This is a genomic window from Streptomyces sp. NPDC059456, from assembly GCF_042750055.1.
Lineage (GTDB): Bacteria > Actinomycetota > Actinomycetes > Streptomycetales > Streptomycetaceae > Streptomyces.
The window spans coordinates 1-22,177 of sequence record NZ_JBHYVA010000054.1 but is presented as its reverse complement, the minus strand read 5'-3'; the positions used below and the strand labels follow the sequence as shown (position 1 = coordinate 22,177).

At 73.7% G+C, this 22,177-nt stretch carries 21 protein-coding genes and 1 tRNA gene; 14 read left to right on the top strand and 8 right to left on the bottom strand.

The features are described 5' to 3' along the window. The first annotated feature begins 94 nt into the window (after positions 1–94). From ACFXA3_RS07960 to ACFXA3_RS07925, 8 genes are all read left to right on the top strand, one after another. Positions 95–880, top strand: a complete 786-nt coding sequence (locus tag ACFXA3_RS07960) for an SGNH/GDSL hydrolase family protein (protein WP_385183535.1) — start codon at positions 95–97, stop codon at positions 878–880. Positions 881–1,079: 199 nt separating this feature from the next. Beyond that, complete coding sequence (locus tag ACFXA3_RS07955) at positions 1,080–2,279, top strand: MBL fold metallo-hydrolase (protein WP_385183532.1); 1,200 nt, start codon at positions 1,080–1,082, stop codon at positions 2,277–2,279. A gap of 237 nt (positions 2,280–2,516) precedes the next feature. After that, positions 2,517–4,517, top strand: a complete 2,001-nt coding sequence (locus tag ACFXA3_RS07950) for an ATP-binding protein (protein ID WP_385183529.1) — start codon at positions 2,517–2,519, stop codon at positions 4,515–4,517. Between the two features lie 35 nt (positions 4,518–4,552). Further along, positions 4,553–4,981: a roadblock/LC7 domain-containing protein gene (locus ACFXA3_RS07945; RefSeq protein WP_385183541.1), complete on the top strand. Its 429-nt coding sequence runs from the start codon at positions 4,553–4,555 to the stop codon at positions 4,979–4,981. Then, the gene (locus tag ACFXA3_RS07940) at positions 4,981–5,394 is read left to right on the top strand and encodes a DUF742 domain-containing protein (protein ID WP_385183526.1); all 414 of its coding nucleotides are present in this window, start codon (positions 4,981–4,983) and stop codon (positions 5,392–5,394) included. The genes ACFXA3_RS07945 and ACFXA3_RS07940 overlap by 1 nt, the downstream gene beginning before the upstream one ends. Further along, a complete protein-coding gene (locus ACFXA3_RS07935; protein WP_385183523.1) occupies positions 5,372–6,034 on the top strand; it encodes an ATP/GTP-binding protein in 663 nt (220 codons plus the stop codon). The genes ACFXA3_RS07940 and ACFXA3_RS07935 overlap by 23 nt, the downstream gene beginning before the upstream one ends. Next, positions 6,031–6,582 (top strand): GAF domain-containing protein, encoded by a 552-nt coding sequence (locus tag ACFXA3_RS07930; RefSeq protein ID WP_385183522.1) that lies wholly within the window; start codon positions 6,031–6,033, stop codon positions 6,580–6,582. The genes ACFXA3_RS07935 and ACFXA3_RS07930 overlap by 4 nt, the downstream gene beginning before the upstream one ends. Before the next feature lie 88 nt (positions 6,583–6,670). Beyond that, positions 6,671–7,027: an MmcQ/YjbR family DNA-binding protein gene (locus ACFXA3_RS07925; protein WP_385183519.1), complete on the top strand. Its 357-nt coding sequence runs from the start codon at positions 6,671–6,673 to the stop codon at positions 7,025–7,027. Between the two features lie 9 nt (positions 7,028–7,036). Here the strand turns inward: ACFXA3_RS07925 and ACFXA3_RS07920 are convergent, their stop codons facing one another. Both ACFXA3_RS07920 and ACFXA3_RS07915 read right to left on the bottom strand, forming a co-directional pair. Next, positions 7,037–7,939, bottom strand: a complete 903-nt coding sequence (locus tag ACFXA3_RS07920; RefSeq protein ID WP_385183516.1) for a transketolase family protein — start codon at positions 7,937–7,939, stop codon at positions 7,037–7,039. Between the two features lie 18 nt (positions 7,940–7,957). Then, positions 7,958–8,659 (bottom strand): transketolase, encoded by a 702-nt coding sequence (locus tag ACFXA3_RS07915; RefSeq protein ID WP_385183513.1) that lies wholly within the window; start codon positions 8,657–8,659, stop codon positions 7,958–7,960. A gap of 148 nt (positions 8,660–8,807) precedes the next feature. Between ACFXA3_RS07915 and ACFXA3_RS07910 the strand changes: the two genes are divergently transcribed. After that, positions 8,808–8,881 (top strand) — tRNA-Pro (locus ACFXA3_RS07910). A 121-nt stretch (positions 8,882–9,002) separates the two neighbouring features. Here ACFXA3_RS07910 and ACFXA3_RS07905 read toward each other — a convergent pair. From ACFXA3_RS07905 to ACFXA3_RS07885, 5 genes are all read right to left on the bottom strand, one after another. Next, positions 9,003–9,794 carry an ABC transporter permease gene (locus ACFXA3_RS07905; RefSeq protein ID WP_385183510.1) on the bottom strand — a complete coding sequence of 264 codons (792 nt, stop codon included), beginning with the start codon at positions 9,792–9,794 and terminating at the stop codon, positions 9,003–9,005. Next, a complete protein-coding gene (locus ACFXA3_RS07900) occupies positions 9,791–10,792 on the bottom strand; it encodes an ATP-binding cassette domain-containing protein (protein ID WP_385183507.1) in 1,002 nt (333 codons plus the stop codon). The genes ACFXA3_RS07905 and ACFXA3_RS07900 overlap by 4 nt, the downstream gene beginning before the upstream one ends. A gap of 42 nt (positions 10,793–10,834) precedes the next feature. After that, on the bottom strand, positions 10,835–11,671 hold the full coding sequence (locus ACFXA3_RS07895; RefSeq protein ID WP_385183504.1) for a DUF4097 domain-containing protein: 837 nt from the start codon (positions 11,669–11,671) through the stop codon (positions 10,835–10,837). A gap of 102 nt (positions 11,672–11,773) precedes the next feature. Then, the gene (locus ACFXA3_RS07890; RefSeq protein WP_385183501.1) at positions 11,774–12,301 is read right to left on the bottom strand and encodes a hypothetical protein; all 528 of its coding nucleotides are present in this window, start codon (positions 12,299–12,301) and stop codon (positions 11,774–11,776) included. A gap of 70 nt (positions 12,302–12,371) precedes the next feature. Next, on the bottom strand, positions 12,372–12,647 hold the full coding sequence (locus tag ACFXA3_RS07885) for an acylphosphatase (RefSeq protein ID WP_385183498.1): 276 nt from the start codon (positions 12,645–12,647) through the stop codon (positions 12,372–12,374). Positions 12,648–13,058: 411 nt separating this feature from the next. Between ACFXA3_RS07885 and ACFXA3_RS07880 the strand changes: the two genes are divergently transcribed. From ACFXA3_RS07880 to ACFXA3_RS07865, 4 genes are all read left to right on the top strand, one after another. Continuing rightward, positions 13,059–13,277, top strand: coding sequence for a hypothetical protein (locus ACFXA3_RS07880; RefSeq protein ID WP_054223694.1), 219 nt, complete (start codon positions 13,059–13,061; stop codon positions 13,275–13,277). Positions 13,278–13,371: 94 nt separating this feature from the next. Continuing rightward, entirely contained in the window at positions 13,372–14,178 is an 807-nt protein-coding gene (locus tag ACFXA3_RS07875; protein WP_385183495.1) for an HlyD family efflux transporter periplasmic adaptor subunit, read from the top strand. A gap of 110 nt (positions 14,179–14,288) precedes the next feature. Beyond that, positions 14,289–16,424, top strand: a complete 2,136-nt coding sequence (locus ACFXA3_RS07870; protein ID WP_385183492.1) for an NHLP family bacteriocin export ABC transporter peptidase/permease/ATPase subunit — start codon at positions 14,289–14,291, stop codon at positions 16,422–16,424. A 97-nt stretch (positions 16,425–16,521) separates the two neighbouring features. Next, the gene (locus ACFXA3_RS07865) at positions 16,522–19,383 is read left to right on the top strand and encodes an NHLP bacteriocin export ABC transporter permease/ATPase subunit (RefSeq protein ID WP_385183538.1); all 2,862 of its coding nucleotides are present in this window, start codon (positions 16,522–16,524) and stop codon (positions 19,381–19,383) included. On the opposite strand, the gene ACFXA3_RS07860 is transcribed toward ACFXA3_RS07865, so the two are convergent. Further along, entirely contained in the window at positions 19,380–20,138 is a 759-nt protein-coding gene (locus ACFXA3_RS07860) for a YitT family protein (RefSeq protein ID WP_385183489.1), read from the bottom strand. The two genes, ACFXA3_RS07865 and ACFXA3_RS07860, sit on opposite strands and share 4 nt — an antisense overlap. 194 nt (positions 20,139–20,332) lie before the next feature. Between ACFXA3_RS07860 and ACFXA3_RS07855 the strand changes: the two genes are divergently transcribed. Then, a complete protein-coding gene (locus tag ACFXA3_RS07855; protein WP_385183487.1) occupies positions 20,333–22,138 on the top strand; it encodes a VanW family protein in 1,806 nt (601 codons plus the stop codon). The last annotated feature ends 39 nt before the right edge of the window (positions 22,139–22,177 follow it).

Below are 22,177 nucleotides of genomic sequence, written 5' to 3'. Positions count from 1 at the left end.
GTTATTCCGTACCGGACGGGTGGTATAGATCACGGCCCGTCAACCCCTTCCTACGGTGGCGTAGGTCACGTGCCGGGGTGAAGGATGTGGTCTCGTGGCAGCGACGACGACGACACTCAAGAACATCGGCTCGTACGCGGCGATCGGGGACAGCTTCACCGAGGGGGTGGGGGACCCGGGGCCCGGCGAGACCTTTCTCGGCTGGGCGGACCGGCTGGCCGTCCTCCTGGCCGATCAGCGCGAGGAACACGACTTCCGGTACGCGAACCTGGCCGTGCGGGGACGCCTCCTCGACCAGATCGTGGCCGAACAGGTCCCCCGGGCCAAGGAACTCGCACCGGACCTGGTGAGTTTCTGTGCGGGCGGCAACGACATCATCCGGCCCGGCAGCGACCCGGACGACGTGGCGGAGCGGTTCGAGGCCGCCGTCGCCGACCTCACCGGGGCCGTCGGCCAGGTCATGATCACCACGGGCTTCGACACCCGCGGCGTACCGGTCCTCAAGCACCTGCGCGGCAAGGTGGCGACGTACAGCGCGCACGTGCGCGCCATCGCCGACCGCTACGACTGCCCGGTGCTCGACCTCTGGTCGCTGAAGTCCGTGCAGGACCGGCGCGCCTGGGACTTCGACCGGCTGCACCTCTCTCCCGAGGGCCACACCCGGGTCGCGCTGCGCGCCGCCCAGGTGCTGGGCCTGGAGGTGCCCGCCGACCCCGACCAGCCGTGGCCGCCGCAACAGCCGCGCGGCTCGGTGGACGTGACCCGGGACAACGTCCAGTGGGCGCGGGAGCACCTGGTGCCGTGGATCGGGCGGCGGCTGCGCGGGGAGTCCTCCGGGGACCACGTGGAAGCGAAGCGTCCGGACCTGTTGCCGCTGTAGACCGGCGGGGACGGGCCGCGCGGGAGGGGAGAGGACGGGAGCCGCGGGGCGGGGCGCGGGCCGCGGGGCGGGGCGGGGGCGGGGCGCGAGGCCGGTGGCGCGCGGCGGAATCCTTCGGGGCCGGTGCGCGTTGGCATGGTGATAGACCGGTGTTCCGTACGGCATCACGACCATCCGCCCCACCCTCCCAGGAGGCGCTTTGACCGGCTCCCGTCCCCTGCGTCCACGGCTGCGCGCCCTGCGGCCCGAAGCCTTCGGCGCGGACCCCTCCGGCGCGCGCCTGGAGCGGATCCTGCGCTCGCCGAACTTCGCCGACGGCGTCTTCCAGAACCCCGTCGGGGCCAGGACCCGGCCCTCCGGCTCCATGCTGGAGTTCGCCAAGATCTACTTCCACAAGGAGCAGCGCGTCCGGCGCAACCCGGGCGCGCCGATCCCGGTGTACCCGACCACGCTCGCCGAGCTGGCGAAGCCGCCGGCCAGCGGGCTGCGCCTGACCTGGATGGGGCACTCGGGCGTGCTCGCGGAGATCGACGGGCGGCGCGTGCTGTTCGATCCCGTGTGGGGCGAGCGGTGCTCGCCCTTCCCGTTCGCCGGACCCAAGCGGCTGCACCCCGTACCCGTACCGCTGGCCTCCCTGGGACCGGTCGACGCCGTGGTGATCTCCCACGACCACTACGACCACCTCGACCTGCCCACCATCAAGCAGCTGGCCGGCACGGACACCGTCTTCGCGGTCCCGCTCGGCGTCGGCGCCCACCTGGAGCGCTGGGGCGTCGCGCCGGACCGGCTGCGCGAGCTCGACTGGAACGAGGGCACCAAGATCGCCGGGCTCTCGCTGACGGCCACCCCGGCGCGCCACTTCTGCGGGCGCGGCCTGCGCAACACGCAGAACACCCTGTGGGCCTCGTGGGTCGTCGCGGGCGACGAACACCGGATCTTCCACAGCGGTGACACCGGATACTTCCCCGGCTTCGGGGAGATCGGCGCCGAGCACGGCCCCTTCGACGCCACGATGATCCAGATCGGCGCCTACTCGGAGTACTGGCCCGACATCCACATGACCCCCGAGGAGGGCATGCGCGCCCACCTCGACCTGCAGGGCGGCATCCCGCACGGCACGATGCTGCCGATCCACTGGGGCACCTTCAACCTGGCCCCGCACCCGTGGGACGAGCCCGGCGAGGGCACGGTGGCCGCAGCCGAGGCCACCGGCTCGGCGATCGCGCTGCCGATCCCCGGCCAGCCGTTCGAGCCGGGCGCCGCGGACGCCCCGGGCGAGCCCTGGTGGCGCCCGTTCGTGGCGTCGGCCCCGCCCGCCCCCGCGCCGCAGCCCCGCCCGGTCACGGCCGCCCGTCCGCCGGCCGTGGCCCACGAGGAACCGGAGGCCGTCGGCTCGTAGCCGCCGCTCCGGGGCATCCGCCGGCCGGGGGTCGCGCGTCGCACACGGACGCCGCGAACGCGCGCCCCCGGCGGATTCGGGCTGTCGTACGAGCGCTCCGCCAGGAGCGGGAAGCACCCCCGTGAAGTTCCCCAACTGGCTGTCAGGGGCGGGATCGTGCGGTCTAGCGTGGGTATCCGGTGATCAACACCGGGCCCCGGAGCCGCTGGGGGCCCGGGCCCCACGTAGAGGACGCCGATGTCCGGACTCCGCGCCGCCCGCCACGCCCCGTCGAGACACGCCGTCACCGGTCCCGGCCGGCAGATACAGCCCCAGATGGTGCGCGCCGCCCTGCTGCCCGCGCTCGCCGCGGCCCTCAGCGGAGCCGCCGCGGTGATCTTCACGCTCCAGCTCGGCGGGGGCGCGGGGCAGCGGGACGCCCGGCTGTGGCCGGTCCTGGCCGGCTGCGCGCTGCTCGTCGTCGGCGCGCTGGCCGCCGCCCTGCTCGGCGCCCAGCGCTCCGCCAAGGCCGTCCGGGACCGCTGCGAAGCCCTGCGCCGGTCCAGCGTGCGCGGACGCCAGGAGCTGCGGACCGCCGCGGAGCGGCTGGAACGCGGCGAGCCGCCGGCCCGCCCGGTCCGCGCCGGCCCGACGACGCCGGCGCCCGGCGGCGACCCGGCGCGCCTGGACGAGTTCTGGCTGCTCTCCCAGGAGCTGCGCGGTGCCCGCGAACACGCGCACGCCACCCTCGTCCGGCTGGCCGGACCGGCCGCGCCGTCCGACAGCGACCGCAAGGTCGAGGTCTTCGTCAACCTCGCGCGCCGCCTCCAGTCCCTCGTGCACCGGGAGATCTCCCTGCTCGACGAGCTGGAGGACACGGTCGAGGATCCCGACCTCCTCAAGGAGCTCTTCCACGTCGACCACCTCGCCACCCGGATCCGCCGCCATGCCGAGAACCTGGCCGTCCTCGGAGGCGCCGCCTCCCGGCGCCAGTGGACCCGGCCCATCGACCTGAGCGAGGTGCTGCGCTCCTCCGTGGCGGAGGTCGAGCAGTACACGCGGGTCAAGGTGGTGCCCCCGGCGGGCGGCACCGTGCGCGGCCACGCCGTCGCCGACGTGGTGCACCTGCTGGCCGAACTGGTCGAGAACGCCACGGTGTTCTCCGCACCCGACACCGACGTGATGCTGCGTGCCGAACGGGTCACGGCGGGCATCGCCATCGAGGTGGAGGACCGCGGGCTGGGCATGCCGGCCGCCGAGCAGCACCGGATGAACGCCCTGCTCGTCGACCCCGACCAGATCAGCGTCCGGCACCTGCTGGCGGACGGCCGGATCGGCCTGTTCGTGGTCTCGGCACTGGCCCGCCGGCACGGGATCGCCGTCGAGCTCAAGTCCAACATCTACGGCGGCGTGCTCGCGGTCCTCGTCCTGCCGCAGGAACTCCTGGGTGCGGAGGCGCCGAGCGCCGCCGATGCGCTCGGGGGCTCCCGGGCCACCTCGTGGGGCACGGGGGAGGGCGGCGCGGGCATGCCCCCGCTGGAGCCCGTACGGGTGGCCGTGCCCGGGCGGGACCCGTACCCCCGACCGGAACCGCAGCTCCGTCCGGAGCCGCCCTTCCGCACCGGGCCGCAGCCGCGCCCGCAGCCCCACCCGCGGGCGGAGCCGGAGCCGGCGCCGGTGGCCGGGCGGACGCCGGCCGGGGCGACCTGGGCCGCGCCCCGCTCGCACCCCGCGCCGCCTTCGCCGCCTTCGCCGCCTTCGCCGCCCGCGCCGGACGCGCGTACGCGGCCGGGGGCGCTGCGGCAGGCTCCCGGCCCCCGGGAGCCGGGGCAGGCGCCGGTCGTCGAAACCACCCTGGACCTCGGCCCGGACCCCGGACCGGTTCCGGGCTCGGGCGCGGGTGCCGGTCCGGGCCCGCTGACCCCGGCGGGCACGGTCCCGGCGGCCACGGTCCCGGCGGGCACGGCCCCGGGGTCCGCCGGACGCGAGCCCGTACCCCCGGTGCCCGTACCCCCGGTGCCCGCCCCGGCCCGTGCGACCGCGCCCGCGTATCCGGCGGTGTCCGTACCGGCCGCCCGGACCGATCCGGACCGGCCGGTGCTGCCCCGCCGCCGGGCCCAGCACCACCTCGCGCCGCAGCTGCGGGACGCCCCCGCCCCGCGGCGGACCGACGCACCCGAACAACCCGTGCACGACCCGGGCCTGATGGCCGCCTTCCGACGGGGCTTCGGCCTCGCCCAGTCGGAGAACCAGCCATGACCCCGACCTCACACCCCGGCAAGGAGCGCACCACCATGGGCGGCGAAGCGGCGACGAAGACCAGCCGGCTCTCGGATCTCGACTGGCTGCTCAGCGGCCTGGTCCAGCGGGTCCCCTCCACGCGCAGTGCCGTCCTCCTCACGGCCGACGGACTCGTCACCTGCGTCCACGGCCTCGACAGCGACAGCGCCGACCACCTCGCGGCGCTGGCCTCCGGGCTGTACTCGCTCGGGCGCAGCGCCGGAACCCGGTTCGGGGACGGCGCGGAGGTCCGGCAGGTGGTGGTCGAGCTCGACACCGCCCTCGTCTTCGTGTCGGCCGCCGGGGTGGGCACCTGCCTGGCGGTCCTCGCCGACCGGGAGGCCGACGCGGGGGTACTCGGCTATGAGATGGCGATGCTGGTCAAGAGCGTCCGGCCGTACCTCGCGGCTCCGCCGCGACGGCCCGCCGGGGACCCGCAGTGATGCGCGCCCGCGCCGCGTGCGGCAGGGGTGCCCCGCGCGACACGCCCTGGCTCGACGATTCGGCGGGCCGGGTGATGCGCCCGTACACCGCCAGTGGCGGGCGCACCCGCTGCGCCGTCGCACTCGACCTGCTCTCCCTGGTGACCGCGACGGGAACGCGCCCGCGCGGTGCCCTCGGGGCGGAGCACGCCCTGGCACTGAGCCTGTGCGCGGGCTCCGCGGCCGTCACCGTCGCCGAGGTCGCCGGGCACCTGCGGCTGCCGGCGGTGGTGGTGAAGGTGCTGCTGTCCGACCTGATGGAACACGGGGCCGTCACGGCGCAGGCGCCGCGGTTCCCGGGCGGCGGCTACGTCGCCGCCGACGACCAGACCCTGCTGCGGGCGGTGCTCGATGGTTTACGCAGACGACTGTGACACCCGTCCCGCCGCCGTCCTGCCCGCGACCTTGAAGATCCTGGTCGCGGGCGGGTTCGGGGCGGGCAAGACGACCTTCGTGGGCGCGGTGAGCGAGATCGAGCCGCTGTGCACGGAGGAACTGCTCAGCGGACTCGGTGAGCGCCCCGATCCGCTCGACGGCGTCGCGACCAAGACGTGCACGACCGTGGCGCTCGACTTCGGCCGGCTCACCCTGGACGGGCGGCACGTCCTGTACCTCTTCGGCACGCCCGGGCAGGAGCGCTTCTGGTTCCTGTGGGAGGAGCTGTGCGCGGGCGCGCTCGGCGCGGTGGTCCTCGCCGACACCCGCCGGCTCGCCGACTGCTTCCCGGCCGTGGACTTCTTCGAGCGGCGCGGCATCGGCTTCATCGTCGCCGTCAACGAGTTCGACGGGGGCCACCGCTACACGGCCGACGAGGTCCGGGAGGCGGTGGGACTCGGGGCCGGCGTGCCCGTCGTACGGTGCGACGCGCGCCTGACCAGCTCCGGGACCGGGACCCTGGCCGCGCTGGTCCAGCACCTGCTCTTCACGGCGACGACGGACGGATCGACACACGGATCGGCCGGCCCGGCCGACGCGGCCGGGCCTTGGGACGGGGATGGGGGGACACCGCGATGACGTACTACGAGTCGACCGGACACCTGCTGCTCACACCGGTGGACCGGGAGGCGCCCGTGCGCGCCGTCCGGCTGCGCGAACTGGGCCTGGGAGAAAGATCGGACACGGAGCTCGACGCCTTCGCCCGGCAGATCGCGGACGCGCTGTCGGCGCCGTACGCCGGGGTCAACTTCATCGGTGAGGAACGGCAGTTCTTCGCCGGACTGCACCATGCGCCGGACGCCCCCGCGAGCGGGTACCCGGCGCGGGTGCTGCCCCGGGACCACGGCTACTGCCCGCACGTGGTGGTGCGGCGCCGGGGGCTGGTGCTGGAGGACGTACGGGACTTCGCGCGCTTCGCCGGCAACGCGGTGGTGGACGAGAGCGGGGTCCGGTCGTACGTGGGCGTGCCGCTGACCGACCGGAGGGGCATCGTCCTGGGCACGGTGTGCGCGGTGGACCTGGAGCCGCACCGGTGGGGGATGCAAGGGCTGGCGAGGGCCAAGTCCCTGGCGGCGGAACTGCTGGAGATCATCCACGCCCGGGAGGACGCCCTGCGCGCGGGCTGACCGCCGCCCGGGGGCGGTTGTCGGTGCCGGCCGCTACGGTCGAGGGCATCAGAGCGCAACCGACCGTTGGCCGGAGAGGAGTCGCGGGATGGCCGTGACCGCCGAGGACGTCCGTACGACCGCGCTGTCGCTCCCCGACAGCAGCGAGAAGCCCGCCTGGGGCAAGCCCACCTTCCGGGTCGGCGGGAAGATGTTCGCCGCGCTCGGCGAGGACGACACCTCCATCGGGGTGAAGTGCCCGAAGGAGGACCGCGCGGAGCTCATCGCCGCCGAGCCGGAGAAGTTCTTCATCCGGGAGGGCCACGACGACAACTACGCCTGGCTCCGGGTCCGCCTGGCGGCCCTGGAGTCCGTCGCCGAGCTGCGCGCGATCCTCATCGACTCCTGGCTCCAGGCTGCCCCGGGACGCCTGGCCGCGGCCCACCCGGAACTGGCCGGGCCGTGAAGGGCGGCCTCAGCGCAGGAAACCGCTGATCCGCTCGCGCAGGGAGCGCGGGTCCAGGCCGTGCGCGGCGGTGTGCTCCTCCATCGTGCCGTAGCGGCGCAGCTCGGCGCGGCCGACGCCGAGGCCGAGGACCCGGTGGGGTACGTCCGCGAGGGCCTCGGCGGCCGCCGCGGTGGAGGTGCCGGCCAGGTACGGCTCGACGAGGACGACGTCGGCAGTGCCGCGGCCCACGGCCCGGCGCAGGGCGGCCCCGTCGAAGGGCCGCACCGTCGGGGCGTACAGCACGGTCACGTCCAGCCCCTGCGTCGCGGCGAGGACGTTGTCCAGCAGCGGGCCGACGGCGATGACGACACCGGCGCCGGAGCCCGACCCCCGTACGGTCTCCATGCGCAGGCCGTCCACCGGGCGCGGGGCGGCGTTCGACTGCTGTGACAGCCGGACGTACACCTTGTCGTCCCCGGCCGCGTACGCGTGGCGCAGCAGCGCCTCGGCCTCGTCCGGGTGCCCCGGCACGTGGACCGTCCAGCCGTCGAGGGTGTCCAGCAGTGCGACGTCGCCCGGCGCCATGTGCGTGAACCCGCCCGCCGGCCAGTCGTAGCTGGCGCTCGCGCTGACCAGGACCCCGCCCGTGCCCTGGTGCCCGAAGTCCAGCTTGACCTGCTCGAACGGCCGCTCGACCAGGAAGCTGGCGAAGGTGTGCACGACCGGCCGGAGCCCGGTGAGGGCGAGCCCTCCGCCGACCCCGACGAGCAGCTGCTCCCTGATCCCGACGTTGATCACCCGGTCCGGATGCCGCCGCTGCGCGGGCCGGAACCCGTCCATGGTGATCTCGGCGAGCACCACGGCCAGCCGCGGGTCTTCGTCGAGTTCCCTCGACGTGACCGAGATGAAGCGTTCCCGCATGGTGTCCACGGCTCTCCCCGACCTCTCCTACTGCTTCTTCTCGACGCGGGCGACGACGGCGTGCGGCCGGCCCGGATGCGGTGTGGTGAACGCGGCGTGCAGCGCCGCGTGGTCCCGGCCGTCCACGGTCACCGCCGACCAGCCGGCGGCCTCGAAGCGGGAGGCGATCCCGCCCTGCCAGCCGTGCGTCGCGGAGTCGTTGTCGATCACCACGGTGTGCAGCCGCTCCAGCCCGGCCGCACCGGCGTACGCGAGGGCCTCGTGGTTGCTGCCCTCGTCGAGCTCGGCGTCCCCGATCAGCACCCACACCGCCGGGTCGTCCAGCCCCTGCGCCCGCAGCCCGAGCGCACTGCCGACGGCGAGCGGGAGCCCGTGCCCGAGCGAGCCGCTGCCGATCTCCACACCGGGGATCAGGGTGCGGTCCGGGTGGTGCCCGAGGGGCGAGTCGTAGGAGCCGAAGCCGCTCAGCCAGTCCACCGGGAAGAATCCCTTGGCGGCGAGTACGGCGTAGTACGCCATCGGCCCGTGCCCCTTGGAGAGCAGGAAGCGGTCCCGCCCCGGCTCCTCGGCGGTGGCCGGTCCCACCCGCAGCACCCGGTCGTAGAGCACCCACAGCACGTCGAGGGTGGAGGTGGATGCGGGCCCGTGCTTCTCGGCGCCGGTCATGAGCGCCATGAGCCGGCCCAGGTCCTCGTGGCGGAACCCGGTGTCCGCGGTTGCCTGTGTCATGCACCGATCGTGCAACCTCAAGTCGACTTGAGGTCAAGCGTGCTCCGGGGCGGAACCCGACCCCCGAAAGGTGCGCGCGACCACCCCGTGAAGTGCGGTATTGTTCTCGTGCGCGTTCAACCAGGGGAAACCCCAGGTCAGCGGGCATCGGGACGTGGCGCAGCTTGGTAGCGCACTTGACTGGGGGTCAAGGGGTCGCAGGTTCAAATCCTGTCGTCCCGACTGGGAGCTCGCTCCGCAGTCGTAGATCGAGGGCCTTGTTTCACTTCGGTGAGACAAGGCCCACGACCGTTTCCGGTGTGCGGGCGCGTACGGCGCATCGGGGCCGCGGTGCGCGGGGTGCTCAGCGCTGGGCGGGGCGGGCGAACGCCGCACGGGCCCAGAGGTAGCCGACGAGGGCGAGGCCGGTGCACCAGGCGACCGCCGCGTATCCGCTGGTGCCGATCCCGGTGCCCATCAGCAGACCGCGCAGGGTCTCGATGACCGGGGTGAACGGCTGGTACTCGGCGAACCAGCGCAGCCCGGCCGGCATCGAGTCGGTCGGCACGATGGCGCTGCCCAGGAAGGGCAGGAAGGTCAGCGGCAGCGGTGCGTTGCTCGCCGACTCCGGGGTCTTGGCCACCAGGCCCATGCCGGCCGACAGCCAGGTCAGCGCGAGGATCAGCAGGGTGAGCAGGCCGATCGCGGCGATCCACTCCACCGGGGAGGCGTTGGGACGGAAGCCGATGGCCAGCGCGACGCCGATGACCAGGGCGACGGCGATCAGCGTCTGGACGACACTGCCGACGACGTGTCCGGTCAGGAACGCGGCCCGTGAGATCGACATCGTCCGGAAGCGGTTGACGATGCCCTCGGTCATGTCGACGCAGACCCCGACGGCCGTCATGACGGCCCCGGCGGTCGCGGCCATCAGGATGATGCCGGGCGCGACGTAGTCGATGTACTCGCCGCCGCCGGTGGGGGCGGCGGAGATCCCGGCGCCGAGCGCGCCGCCGAAGGCGTAGTTGAACAGCAGCAGCATCATCACCGGCATGATGGCGACGGAGAGCGTCATCGCGGGGTAGCGCAGCGCGTGCCTGAGGTTGCGCCGCAGCATCGTCAGGGAATCGGCGGCGGCGTACGCGAGGGTGCTCATCGGGCCATCTCCGGGGTGGTGTCGGACGCGCCGTGACCGGTGAGGGTCAGGAAGACGTCGTCGAGGTCGGGGGTGTGCACGGTCAGCGATTCGGCCCGCAGCGACGCGCCGTCCAGGACGTCGAGCACGGCCCGCAGGGTCGGGATGCCGCCGTCGCTCGGGATGCGGAGGGTGAGTTCCTCGGCATCGGCCGTACCGGTGCCGAAGCGGCGGGCCGCGGCGTCGAGTTCGGCGGGATCCGGGAAGCGCAGCCGGATGTGCCCGCCGGGGATGAGGCGCTTGAGCTCGTCCGCGGTGCCCTCGGCGACCAGCCTGCCCCGGTCCAGGACGGCGATCCGGTCGGCGAGCTGGTCGGCTTCCTCCAGGTACTGCGTGGTCAGGAAGATGGTGACGCCGTCGTCGGCGACGAGCCTGCGGATGATCTCCCACATGGTGCGGCGGCTGCGGGGATCGAGGCCCGTGGTCGGCTCGTCCAGGAAGATGATCCGCGGGTCGCCGACCAGGGTCATCGCCAGGTCGAGCTTGCGGCGCATGCCGCCGGAGAGGGTGGAGACCGGCTTGCGGGCGGCCTCGGTGAGTTCGAAGCGCTCCAGCAGCTCGGCGGACCGGCGGCGGCCCTCGCGGCGGGGCAGGTGCCGCAGGTCCGCCATCAGGTGCAGGTTCTCCTGCGCGGTGAGGAGGCCGTCGACGGCGGCGAACTGGCCGGTGACGCCGATGGCGGCGCGGACCCCGTCGGGCCGGGCGGCGACGTCGTGGCCCGCCACGTGGGCCTGCCCGGCGTCGGCGGCGATGAGGGTCGAGAGGATCTCGACGGTGGTGGTCTTGCCGGCCCCGTTGGGCCCGAGGAGGGCGAAGACCGTGCCCTCCGGGATGCTGAGGTCGATGCCGTTCAGGACCACCTTGTCGCCGTACGACTTGTGCAGGCCGACGGCGGAGATGGCGGGCGGGGCGGCGGCTTCGGCCGGGGCCGTGGTCCTGGCGGTGGGTATCGCGGTCATGGGTTTCCGCTCTTCCTTTCGTCGTGCCGGGCGGGGGAGGCGTCAGGCGCGGCGGATCACGATGTCGCCGACGTCGGTGCGGGCGTGGATCTCGACGGTCTCGTCGGAGGCGTCGGGGCCCTCGGCCGCGCCGAGGGCGTTGCGGACCGTTCCGAACTTGGAGTGGACGTCCAGCCAGGCCGCCGTGGCCTCCCGGATGCCGACCTCCACGTCACCGACGGCGGTCTGGAGGCTGACCCTGCCGCGCGTCACCTGGCGGACGCTGATGGCACCGTTGGCGGACTTGGCCTCGACGGAGGCGTGTGCGATGCCGACCGTGATGCGGCCGTTGGCGGCGTTGGCCTTGAGCGGGCCGGTGACCTCGCCGATCGCCGTCTCGCCGTTGCCGTTCTTGACGGTCGCCGCTCCCCTGATCTCGCCGACGTCGACGCGGCCGGACCCGTGGATCTCGGCGTCGCCCACCGCCCGGTCTACGTGGATGTCGCCGTGGCCGGTCCGCAGGTTGACCACGGCCGCCTCGTCGAGCCGGATGTCCCCGAGCGAGGTCTTGATGCGGCACTCGCCGAGCGGTCCCTCGCAGGCGTAGTCCCCCATGGGGGAGGTGCCGCGGACCTGCGAGCCGGCGGGCAGTTCGACGGTCACGTCGATGGAGCCGAGCTTGCCGAACAGGGAGCGCTTCTTGGGTCCCCTGACCGTCAGGGTGCCGTTGGCGAAGCCGACCTTGGTGTCCTGCGCCGCCCGTACGTCGATGTCGACGGCTGCGTTGCTCGGCAGCACCTCGACGACCGTGTCCCGGCGCTTGCCCGCGACGATCCGGACGTCGCCGATCTCGAACTCGAGGACCGCGGTGATGGGTCCGGTGGTTTCGTAAGAAGGCATGGCTGTCCCGTCCTCTTGGCTCTGAAGTGTGTTGACGCAGGTGGGCGGTGGTGCGTGTACGTGTACGCGTGCGCGGAGGCGTACGGGGGAGCGGGACCGCGGCTAGCGGACCCAGCCCTGGTACCCCTGGCCGTGGCGCGGGGCGCGAGCGGCGGGGCGGCCCGCGCCGCCGCCCGGTTCCAGGGCGCCGGACACGGCGCGCACGAGCCAGGCGTTGACGGACAGGCCCTCCTGGCCGGCCGCGTCCTCCACGCGGGACTTGAGGGGTGCCGGGAGCCGGAAGTTGATGCGGGCGGTGGCTCCGTCGTCACCCTCCACCGAGAGTGGCGCCGGTGGTGCCACGGGTGGCGTCACCGGGGGGCCGGACTCCTCGGAGGCCTCCGGGGCGGGCGGTGCCGTCACCACGAACTCGGGGTCCAGGCCCCGCAGTCGTACGTCCACCGAGCCGGGGGCGAGCTCGCGGGTGATCTCGTCCGAGGCGGCGGACAGGGCGTTCAGCAGGGTCAGCCGGGCGGCGGACTCCAGGGGGGCGGTCAGCCGCTCGGCCAGGGCGCGGGCTTCGTCCCCGCCGGCGTTCGCGGCGACCGCGAGCTCATGGCGGAGGTGATCGACGTAGGGGGTCAGGTCCATGTGAGCCATAGTGGCACCACGATGGCGCCATGACAAGTCCATTGTGGCGCCATCGTGTGGCGCGGTGGCGTCAGCTGCGGATCTCGAAGCCTTCGAGCCCCCGGGGCGGCTCCTGCCGGAGCTCGACGCGGGTCACGCTCGCCCCGACCGGGCCGTGGTGGGCCCACTCGACCATCGCCGCGACCGCGTCCGCGGCTCCCTCGAACGCCGCCTCGACCGTCCCGTCCGGGAGGTTGCGCACCCAGCCGGCCACGTCGTGGCCCAGCGCCGTACGCCGGCAGGTGTCGCGGAAGAAGACCCCCTGCACCACGCCGTGGAGGACCACCCGACTGTGAACCCGCTCCATGGGCCGACGCTATCGGGACCCCCTCCGATCCATGCGGAGCGTGACCGGTACGTCGCTCCGTGTCGCTGCCGGAAATCTTCACGCGGTGAAAGTGGAGGGGATGCCTCCCGTTGTATTCCTCCCCGAAACCGATGGCGGTTTGGGTGGTTTTGGCGCCGGAGGGTGATCAGCCTCCGGACTTTGTTACTCGATCGTGTGGAGAACCCGTGGCGATCCCCCGAATCAATGGGGAAGCCCTCCGGGGGAACGCTCGTCACGCGTGATCGGGGGCGTCAACACGGTTCGCCCGGTCGCCTGTTCGCGTGCTTACATCTGGCCACCGCAGCAATGCTCGGACGTGTTCGGACCGCCTTGTCGCGGACCGCCCACGGCATATGAAAAACAATCAGACGACTGAAGGGTGCGCACATCATGCGTAACGACATCGAAACCCGTGAGATCGCCGACGACGAACTGGACGCGGTTTCCGGCGGTGTCAGCATTTCCGGTGGCCTGCTCGGCGGCGTGACCGGCGACGTCTTCCACGTGGTGAACGAGGTCACCTCGCTCCAGACCGTCCACGGCGCGCTGTCCCTCCCCGGCCAGGTCGAGGGCATCGTCGGCGTCCGCGCCGGTGTCGCCGGCCTCTGAGCCGAACCGCATAACAGTGCGCGTGAACCCCGGGACGTCACCGTTCCGGGGTTCACGGGTGCCCGTTCCGTGAAATGCAGTCGAAGGACAGGTCGTGCAGTTCCGTCAAAAGGCGCTCTCCAAGCTGCAATCGCCCGAAGAACTCGATCTGCCCGTACGCTTCGCACGCCCGCAAGGCCGGTTCGTACTCGCCGTCACCGTTCTCGTCATGGCGGCCGCGGGATTCTGGGGATTCACCGGATCGGTTTCCTCCAACCTGGGCGCACCCGGCATCCTCACGCGGGCCGAAGGCAGTTATCTGCTCCAGAGCCCGTACTCCGGACAGGTCACGGCCGTACTCGCCGAAGAAGGCCGGCTGCTCGCCCCGGGCGCGCCCCTGCTCCAGGTCGCCACGGACCAGGGGGAGCGGACCGTACGCGTGGTGGCCGGCGGGCGGGTGACCAACCTGGTCGCCAAGACGGGCGCGGTCCTCACGACCGGCGCCGACGTCGCCACCGTCGAACGCGTGAAGCACGCGGACGACCCGCTGGTGGCCGTGCTCTACGTGCCCGCCGCGAGCGGCGCCGGGATCCGCGCCGGAGCCCTCGTCGACCTGGACGTCGAGTCCGTGCCCCGGCAGCGGTTCGGCGTGCTGCGCGGCCGCGTCGAGGAAGTCGGCCGCGCACCGCAGACCCAGGCGCAGCTCGCCGGCTTCCTCGGCGACACCCGCCTCGCCGCACGGTTCGCGGGGCAGGGCGACCCCGTCGCGGTCCTCGTCCAGCTCGAACGCTCCTCCGCGACCCCGTCCGGCTACCGGTGGTCCTCCGCGGACGGGCCCCCGTACGCCCTCGAATCCACGACCCGGGTCACCGGTGCCGTCCACCTCCCCGCACAGCGCCCCGTCGATTGGCTCCTTCCGTGACCACCGCGCCACAGGCCCCCCGCGTCCCGTCCGCCGGCCGCCGGCGCCGGCGCCCGCCGGTTCCCCGGGGCCGCACGCCCCGCCCCGTCCGCACGCCCACCGTGCTCCAGATGGAGGCCGTGGAGTGCGGCGCCGCCGCGCTGGCCATGGTCCTCGGCCGGCACGGCCGCTTCGTCCCGCTGGAAGAGCTGCGCATCGCCTGCGGGGTCTCCCGCGACGGCTCGCGCGCCGGCAACCTCCTCAAGGCCGCCCGCGGTTACGGGCTGACCGCCAAGGGCATGCAGATGGACCTGGCCGCGCTCGCCGGCGCGCGCCCCCCGGCCGTCCTCTTCTGGGAGTTCAACCACTACGTCGTCTACGACGGCATGGGACGCCGCTTCGGCCGCCGGGGCGTGTACGTCAACGACCCCGCCAAGGGCCGGCGGTTCGTCCCCATGGAGGAGTTCGACACCGCCTACACCGGCATCGCGCTCGTCTTCGAGCCCGGCCCGGGCTTCCGCCGCAGCGGCCGCAGACAAGGAGCGCTCGGCGCCGTGCCGGCCCGGCTGCGCGGCACGTCGGGCACGATGCTCGCCGCCGTACTGGCCAGCCTCCTGCTGGTGGCCGTCGGTGCGACCGTCCCCGCGCTGAGCCGTACGTACATCGACGCGTTCCTCATCGGCGGGCAGACGTCCCTGCTGGGCGTGCTCTTCCCGTCGATGGCGGCGGCCCTGCTGCTCACCGCGGTCCTCACCGCGCTCCAGCAGGCCAACCTGCTGCGCGGCCGGATCATCTCCTCGACGCTCGGCAGCGCCCGCTTCCTGCGGCACCTGCTCCGGCTCCCGGTCTCCTTCTTCGCCCAGCGCAACCCGGCCGACCTGGTCCAACGCCTGCAGTCCAACGACGCCGTCGCCGAAACCCTCGCCCGCGACCTGGCCGCCGCGGCCGTGGACGCCGTGGTGGTCCTCCTCTACGCGGTCCTGCTGTGGACGTACGACCCGCAGCTCACCGCCGTCGGGGTGCTCATCGCCCTGCTGAACGTCCTGGCCGTGCGGATCGTGATGCGGGTGCGGGCCACCGGCACGCAGAAGCTGCGCGCCGAGAGCGCCAGACTCACCAACACCTCGTACAGCGGCCTCCAGCTGATCGAGACGATGAAGGCCACCGGCGGGGAGAACGCCTTCTTCCGCCGCTGGGCCGGCCGGCACGCGGTCACCCTCGACGTACAGCAGCGCCTCGGCGTCCCCAGCACCTGGCTGGCCGTCGTCGCGCCGACCCTCGCCGCGCTCAACAGCGCGCTGATCCTGATGATCGGCGGCCTGCGGGCGGTGGAGGGGCACCTCTCCGTCGGCCTGCTCGTCGCCTTCCAGGCCCTCGTGACCAGCTTCACCGCGCCGATCACCCGCCTGGGCGGTGTCGCCGGGCGGATCCAGGACTTCGCCGCCGACGTCGCCCGGCTGCGGGACGTCGAGAACTTCCCCGTCGACCCGGTCTACCTGCGCGACGCGCGGCACGCCCGCGGCGGGGCTCCCGCGGGCACCCGCCGCCTCAAGGGGCACGTCGAACTCGACGGCATCACCTTCGGCTACAGCCCGCTCGACGCACCGCTGCTCAAGAACGTCTCGCTCGCGGTCGGCCCCGGCCGGCAGGTCGCACTCGTCGGCGGCTCCGGCAGCGGCAAGTCCACCGTCTCCCGGCTGCTGTCCGGCCTCTACACCCCCTGGGAGGGGGCGATCCGCATCGACGGGATGCGGCTGGAGGACATCCCGCGCGGTGCGCTCGCCGCGTCCGTCTCCTTCGTGGACCAGGACGTCTTCCTCTTCGAGGGCACCGTCCGCGACAACGTCGCGCTGTGGGACCCCTCCATCCCGGACGAGGCCGTCGTCACGGCCCTCCAGGACGCCGCCGTGTACGACGTGGTCGCGCGCCGCGCCGGCGGCATCCACAGCCGCGTCGAGCAGGACGGCCGCAACTTCTCGGGCGGCCAGCGCCAGCGCCTGGAGATCGCCCGCGCCCTGGTCCGCCGCCCCAGCGTGATGATCCTGGACGAGGTCACCAGCGCCCTGGACGCGGCGACCGAGCAGACCGTCATCGACAACCTGCGGCGCCGCGGCTGCGCCTGCGTGGTGATCGCCCACCGGCTGAGCACCGTGCGCGACAGCGACGAGATCGTCGTACTCGACCGCGGCACGGTCGTGGAGCGCGGACGGCACGAGCAGCTGATCGCCGCGCGGGGCGCGTACGCCGAACTGGTCAAGGAGCACTGAGGTGGCAACCCCCCACCAGACCCATCAGACCCACCAGACCCACGGTCACCACGGCGACCACCCGGGCCGGTTCGCGCCCGATCCCGTCGTCGCGGCCCTGGGCGCCCTCGGCACGGCCGTCGACTGCACGGGCCTGCGCAGCCTCTCCCTGGAGGGGCCGCTGGTCCTGTGGCTCGTCGTCCGGGGCGAACTGGACCTGTTCGCCGTCGACGCCGCGCAGGCCGGCCACTGGCACTTCCTCGGGAGGCTGGAGCCGGGCACCCTGCTCCTGGGCCCGGCCGACGGCCCCGCGCACACGCTGACCGGACGCCCGCTCCAGGGCTGCGTCCTGCGCCGCATCGACCTGCACGAGCTGCACCGCCCCGCGTACGGAGCCCCGGGCGCCGGCGCCGACGGATCCTGGGGCCGGCACGCCGAGCCGTGGCACGACGGATTCCCCCACGGGGCGCCCAGCCCGCTGGAGGACGCCTTCGCCCGCGGCGTCGGCCGCGGTCTGCGCGTGCTGTACCAGGCGCCCTCGGGGGGCCCGGCCGGCGCGGGCGCCGACGGGGCCGACGAGGACATCCCGTGGATGCAGATCCCGCCGGGCAGCGTGCAGTACGGCGCCGTGTACGAACCGTACGACGCCACGGGCACACCGGTCGCCACCGCCGGCACGCTCCTGGTCGACGAGGCCGTGTGGCAGGCGATGGTGGACCAGCAGTACCGGCTGCTGTCCGCCCTCGACCGCTGGATCGAGCAGGACGAGCGCGCCCACGAGGACCGCACGGCGGCCGGCATCGAGGCCGGCGAGGCGGCCCGCACCCAGGCGGACCGCACCCTGCTCGCCTCCATCGGCCGCTCGCGCGGCGGCTCGGGCCGCGCCGCGGGCGACGACGCGACCTTCGCCGTGTGCCGCCTGGTCGCCGCCGAAGCGGGGATCTCCCTGACCGAGCCGACGGGCCCCGGCGAGAACTCCGGGCGGACCGACCCCGTCGAACGCATCGCCCTCGCCTCCCGGATCCGCACCCGCCCCGTCCGGCTCGGCGGGCACTGGTGGCGGGAGTACAGCGGCCCCCTGGTGGGCCGGCGCGCGGCCGACGGCGCACCGGTCGCGCTGCTGTGGCGGCGCGGCCGGTACGAGGCCGTCGACCCCGGACCCGCCCCCGGCGCACGCGAACGGAGCCGGCGCAGCCGGCGCGTCCACCGGGGCAACGCGGCCGGCTTCGCACCGCACGCCGTCATGTTCTACCGCCCGCTGCCCGACCGGAAGCCGGGCCTGCTGCGGCTGGTCCGCTTCAGTGTGCGCGGCAGCGGCCGGGACCTGCGCAGCCTCGTCGTGGGCGGGCTGGGCGCGGTCGGCCTGGGTGCGTTCGTCCCCGTGGCCACCGGCCGGGTGCTCGGCACGTACGTACCGCACGCCGAGGACAGCCTGATCGTGCAGACCGCCCTGGCGCTGATCGCGACCAGCGTGGTCTCGGCCGCGTTCATGCTGCTCCAGAACACTTCCGTCCTGCGGCTGGAGGGCCGCATCGAGGCCACCCTCCAGCCCGCCGTGTGGGACCGGCTGCTGCGGCTGCCCGTGAGCTTCTTCGCCGGCCGCTCCACCGGCGAACTGGCCGGCGCGGCCATGGGCATCAGCTCCATCCGCCGTGCCCTGTCCGGCATCGTCCCGGTGTCCCTCCAGGCGGGCACCGTCGGCACGGTCAACCTCGTGCTGCTGCTCGTCTACAGCGTGCCGCTGGCACTGGCGGCGCTCGCCATGCTGCTCGCCATCGCCGTCGTGTTCCTGGGCCTGGGGCTGTGGCAGCTGCGCTACCAGCGGCAGCTGATCCGGATCGGCAACAAGCTCGACAACCAGGCGTTCCAGACCCTGCGCGGACTGCCCAAACTGCGGGTGGCCGCGGCCGAGAGCTTCGCGTACGCCGCCTGGGCGCGGGAGTTCGCCCGTACCCGCGAGCTGCACCAGCGCATCGGGCGGATCAAGAACGTGGTCACCGTGCTCAACGCGGTCTACCTGCCGCTGTGCACGCTCGTGATGTTCATGCTGCTGGCCGGACCGGCGCGGGGCAGCATGTCCGCCGGTGAGTTCCTCACGTTCAGCACGGCCGTGACGATGATGCTGTCCTCGGCGACCCAGCTGACCGGCGCCCTCCTCTCGGCCGCCGCCGTGCAGCCGATGTTCGAGCAGGTCAAACCGCTCCTGGAGGCGACCCCCGAGGTGCGCGCCGGCGGCATCCGGCCGGGGGAGCTCAGCGGGGCCGTCGAGGTGCAGAACCTCTCGTACCGGTACGCCGACGACGGCCCGCTCGTCCTGGACGACGTGTCGCTGCGGGTGCGGCCGGGCGAGTTCGTCGCGGTCGTCGGGGCCAGCGGCTGCGGCAAGTCGACCCTGCTGCGCATGCTCATCGGGTTCGACCGCCCGGCCTCCGGCAGCGTCCTGTACGACGGCCAGGACCTGGCCGCCCTCGACCAGGCGGCCGTGCGCCGCCAGTGCGGGGTCGTCCTCCAGAACGCGCAGCCGTTCTCCGGGTCGATCTACGACTGCATCCGCGGCTCCGGCACGTACTCCCTCGAAGAGGCGGCGGAGGCGGCCGCCCTGGCGGGCCTCGCCGAGGACATCAAGGCCATGCCGATGGGGATGCACACCGTGCTGTCCGACGGAGGCGGGACCGTCTCGGGCGGCCAGCGCCAGCGGCTGATGATCGCCCAGGCCCTCATCGGCAGGCCGCGCGTCCTGTTCCTCGACGAGGCCACCAGCGCACTGGACAACGAAGCCCAGCGCGTGGTCATCGAGTCCACCCGGGCCCTGCGCGCCACCCGCATCGTGATCGCCCACCGGCTGTCCACGGTCCTGGACGCCGACCGGGTGATCGTGATGGCCGACGGACGGATCGCCCAGCAGGGGACGCCCGCCGAGCTGCTCGCCGACACGGCGGGCCCGTTCCACGAACTGGTCCGCCGCCAGGTGGGCTCCTAGGCGGAGCAGGCGGCGGCGGGCTCGGGGGCCGCGGCCGGACTCGTGGCCGGAGTCGTGGCCGGACTCGCGGCCGGAGTCGCGGCCGGGGCGGCGGGCTGCTGCGGGAGGGCGAACACGCGGAGGAAGAGCTGTGAGAGCGGCCCGATGGCCAGTGCGTACGCCACCGTGCCGACGCCGGCCGTGCCGCCCAGCAGGACGCCGGCCACCAGGACCGTCAGCTCCATGCCGGTGCGCACCAGGCGCAGCGACCGCCCGGTCCGCCGGTGCAGGCCGGTCATGAGGCCGTCGCGCGGCCCCGCACCGAAGCATGCGGCGATGTAGAGACCGGTGGCCACGCCGTTGAGGACGATGCCCGCGCCCAGCAGGGCGGCCTGCGCGAGCGCGCCGTGCACGTCCGGCAGCACCGCGAGGGTGGCGTCCATGGTCAGGCCCACGGCGAGGACGTTGGAGAGCGTGCCCAGCCCGGGCCGCTGCCGCAGCGGTATCCACAGCAGCAGGACCAGCGCCCCGACCGCCACCGACACCGTGCCGATGCTCCACCCCGTGCGCTCGGCGATCCCCTGGTGGAAGACGTCCCACGGGTCCAGGCCCAGGCCCGCGCGGACGAGGAACGCCGAGCTCGCTCCGTACAGCGCGAGGCCGGCGTAGAGCTGGAGCAGCCGACGGGACAGACGCCGCGTGGGGCGGGCGGGGGCGAGGAACACCGGTGGATCCTTCCGGGGAGCCAAAAACCGACAGATCCCACGGTCTGGCATCCCCCAGATGACCCAACAGGGCCAATCGAAGCCAAGTGGCCTTATTTCCATGGATCAGGTTCCGGTTCGTCGGCCCACCTGTCCCCTTCGTGAGAACAGGCACATTTTCGTCCTATTTAGTCCGAATTGGTGAATGCTGGTTTCCGGTCCAGACCGACGTACCAGCGCCACCGGCACCGGGAGAGACGAGAGACATGCGACGCGTACACCGCCCGACGATCAACCGGCGGACGGCCCTGCCCCTGGTCGGCGGAGCCGCCGTCCTGGGCTTCGGAGGCCTCTACCTCACCGGTCTGGCCGTGGCGGGCAACGCCATCGCCGACGGCACCCACGTACGCGGTGTCGACCTCGGCGGCATGAGCCGGCCGGAGGCCCGGTCGGCCCTCGACCACGCGCTCGGCCCCGCCGCCGCCACCCCGGTCGCCCTGCGCATCGGCGACCGCACCGAGCACGCGACCCCCGCCGCCTTCGGCCTGTCCCTGGACACCGCCGCCACCGTCGACCGTGCCGCGCAGACCGGATCGGACCCCTTCAGCGTGATCGGGCGCCTGCTCACCCCGGCCGAGAAGCGGGAGGTCGAGCCGGTGATCCGGACCGACGGCCCCACGGACAAGGCCGAGATCGACCGGATCACCGCCGCCGGCCGCGAGGCCCGCGACGGCGCCATCACCTTCGAGGACGGCACGGCCCGGGCCACCGCCCCCGTCACCGGCGTCGCCGTACGCGCCGGCCAGGCGGCCGACACCGTACGCGCCGTCTACCTGCGCCCCCAGGGCGGTCCGGTCTCGCTCCCCGTGGACCGGAAGGCGCCCGCCGTCGGCCAGGCGGAGACCGCCCGGGCCCTGAAGGAGTTCGCCGAGCCCGCGATGTCCGGCCCGATCACCCTCACCGTCGCCGGAAAGCCCGTCACCCTCACCCCCGCGGTGCTCGGCAAGTACCTGACGGCCCAGCCCGACGCCCAGGGCCGGCTGGTCCCGCGGCTGGACTCCAAGGGGCTGCTGGCCGACCCCGCGGTCGCCCGGCAGGTGGCCGCGGCCACCAGTCCGTCCCGCGGCGCGACCTTCCGCGTCGACTCCGCGGGCCGGGCGGTCGTCGCCGAGGACGGGCGCTCGGGGGTGCAGGTCACCGAGAAGGCGTTCGCCGACGCGGTCGTCCCCCTGCTGACGCGTACCGGCGCCGCCCGTACCGGCGAGGTCGCCGTCCGGGCGGTCCACCCGCGCCTGACCGCCGCGAACGCCGAGCGCCTCGGCATCAAGGAGCAGGTCTCCTCCTTCACGGTCAAGTTCCCGGCCGCGCCGTACCGCACCACGAACATCGGGCGGGCCGTGGAGCTGATCAACGGCTCCGTCGTCATGCCCGGCGAGACGTGGAGCTTCAACAAGACGGTCGGCGAGCGGACCAAGGAGAACGGCTTCGTCGACGGCATCATGATCAACGACGGCCAGTTCGTGAAGTCCCCCGGCGGCGGCGTGTCGGCCGTCGCGACGACCATGTACAACGCGATGTTCTTCGCGGGCGTCCAGCCGCTGGAGCACGGCGCCCACTCCTTCTACATCGAGCGCTACCCCGAGGGCCGCGAGGCCACCGTCGCCTGGGGCACCCTCGACCTGCGCTGGAAGAACGACTCCGGCCACGCGATCTACGTCAAGGCCGATTCCACCGACACCTCGGTGACCATCAGCCTGCTCGGCACGAAGAAGTACGACGAGATACGCGCGACCCAGGGCCCGCGGGAGAACATCACCCCGCCGGGCAAGCGCACGGGCTCCGGCCCCACCTGCGAGGTGCAGACCCCGCTGGAGGGCTTCGACGTCAACGTCGGCCGGGTCTTCGTCCAGGGCGGCAAGGAGGTCAAGCGCGAGACCTACCGCACGCACTACACCCCGCGCGACGAGGTCACCTGCGACGCGCAGGCCTCGCCGACCCCGGCCGCCCCGGCACCTTCGACCGCTCCGGCGCCCTCGGCCGCCCCGGCCACGCCGAAGGCGGGCCGCGCCTGACGTCAGCCGCCGGCGGGGCCCGGGCCGGCCGGCCCGGGC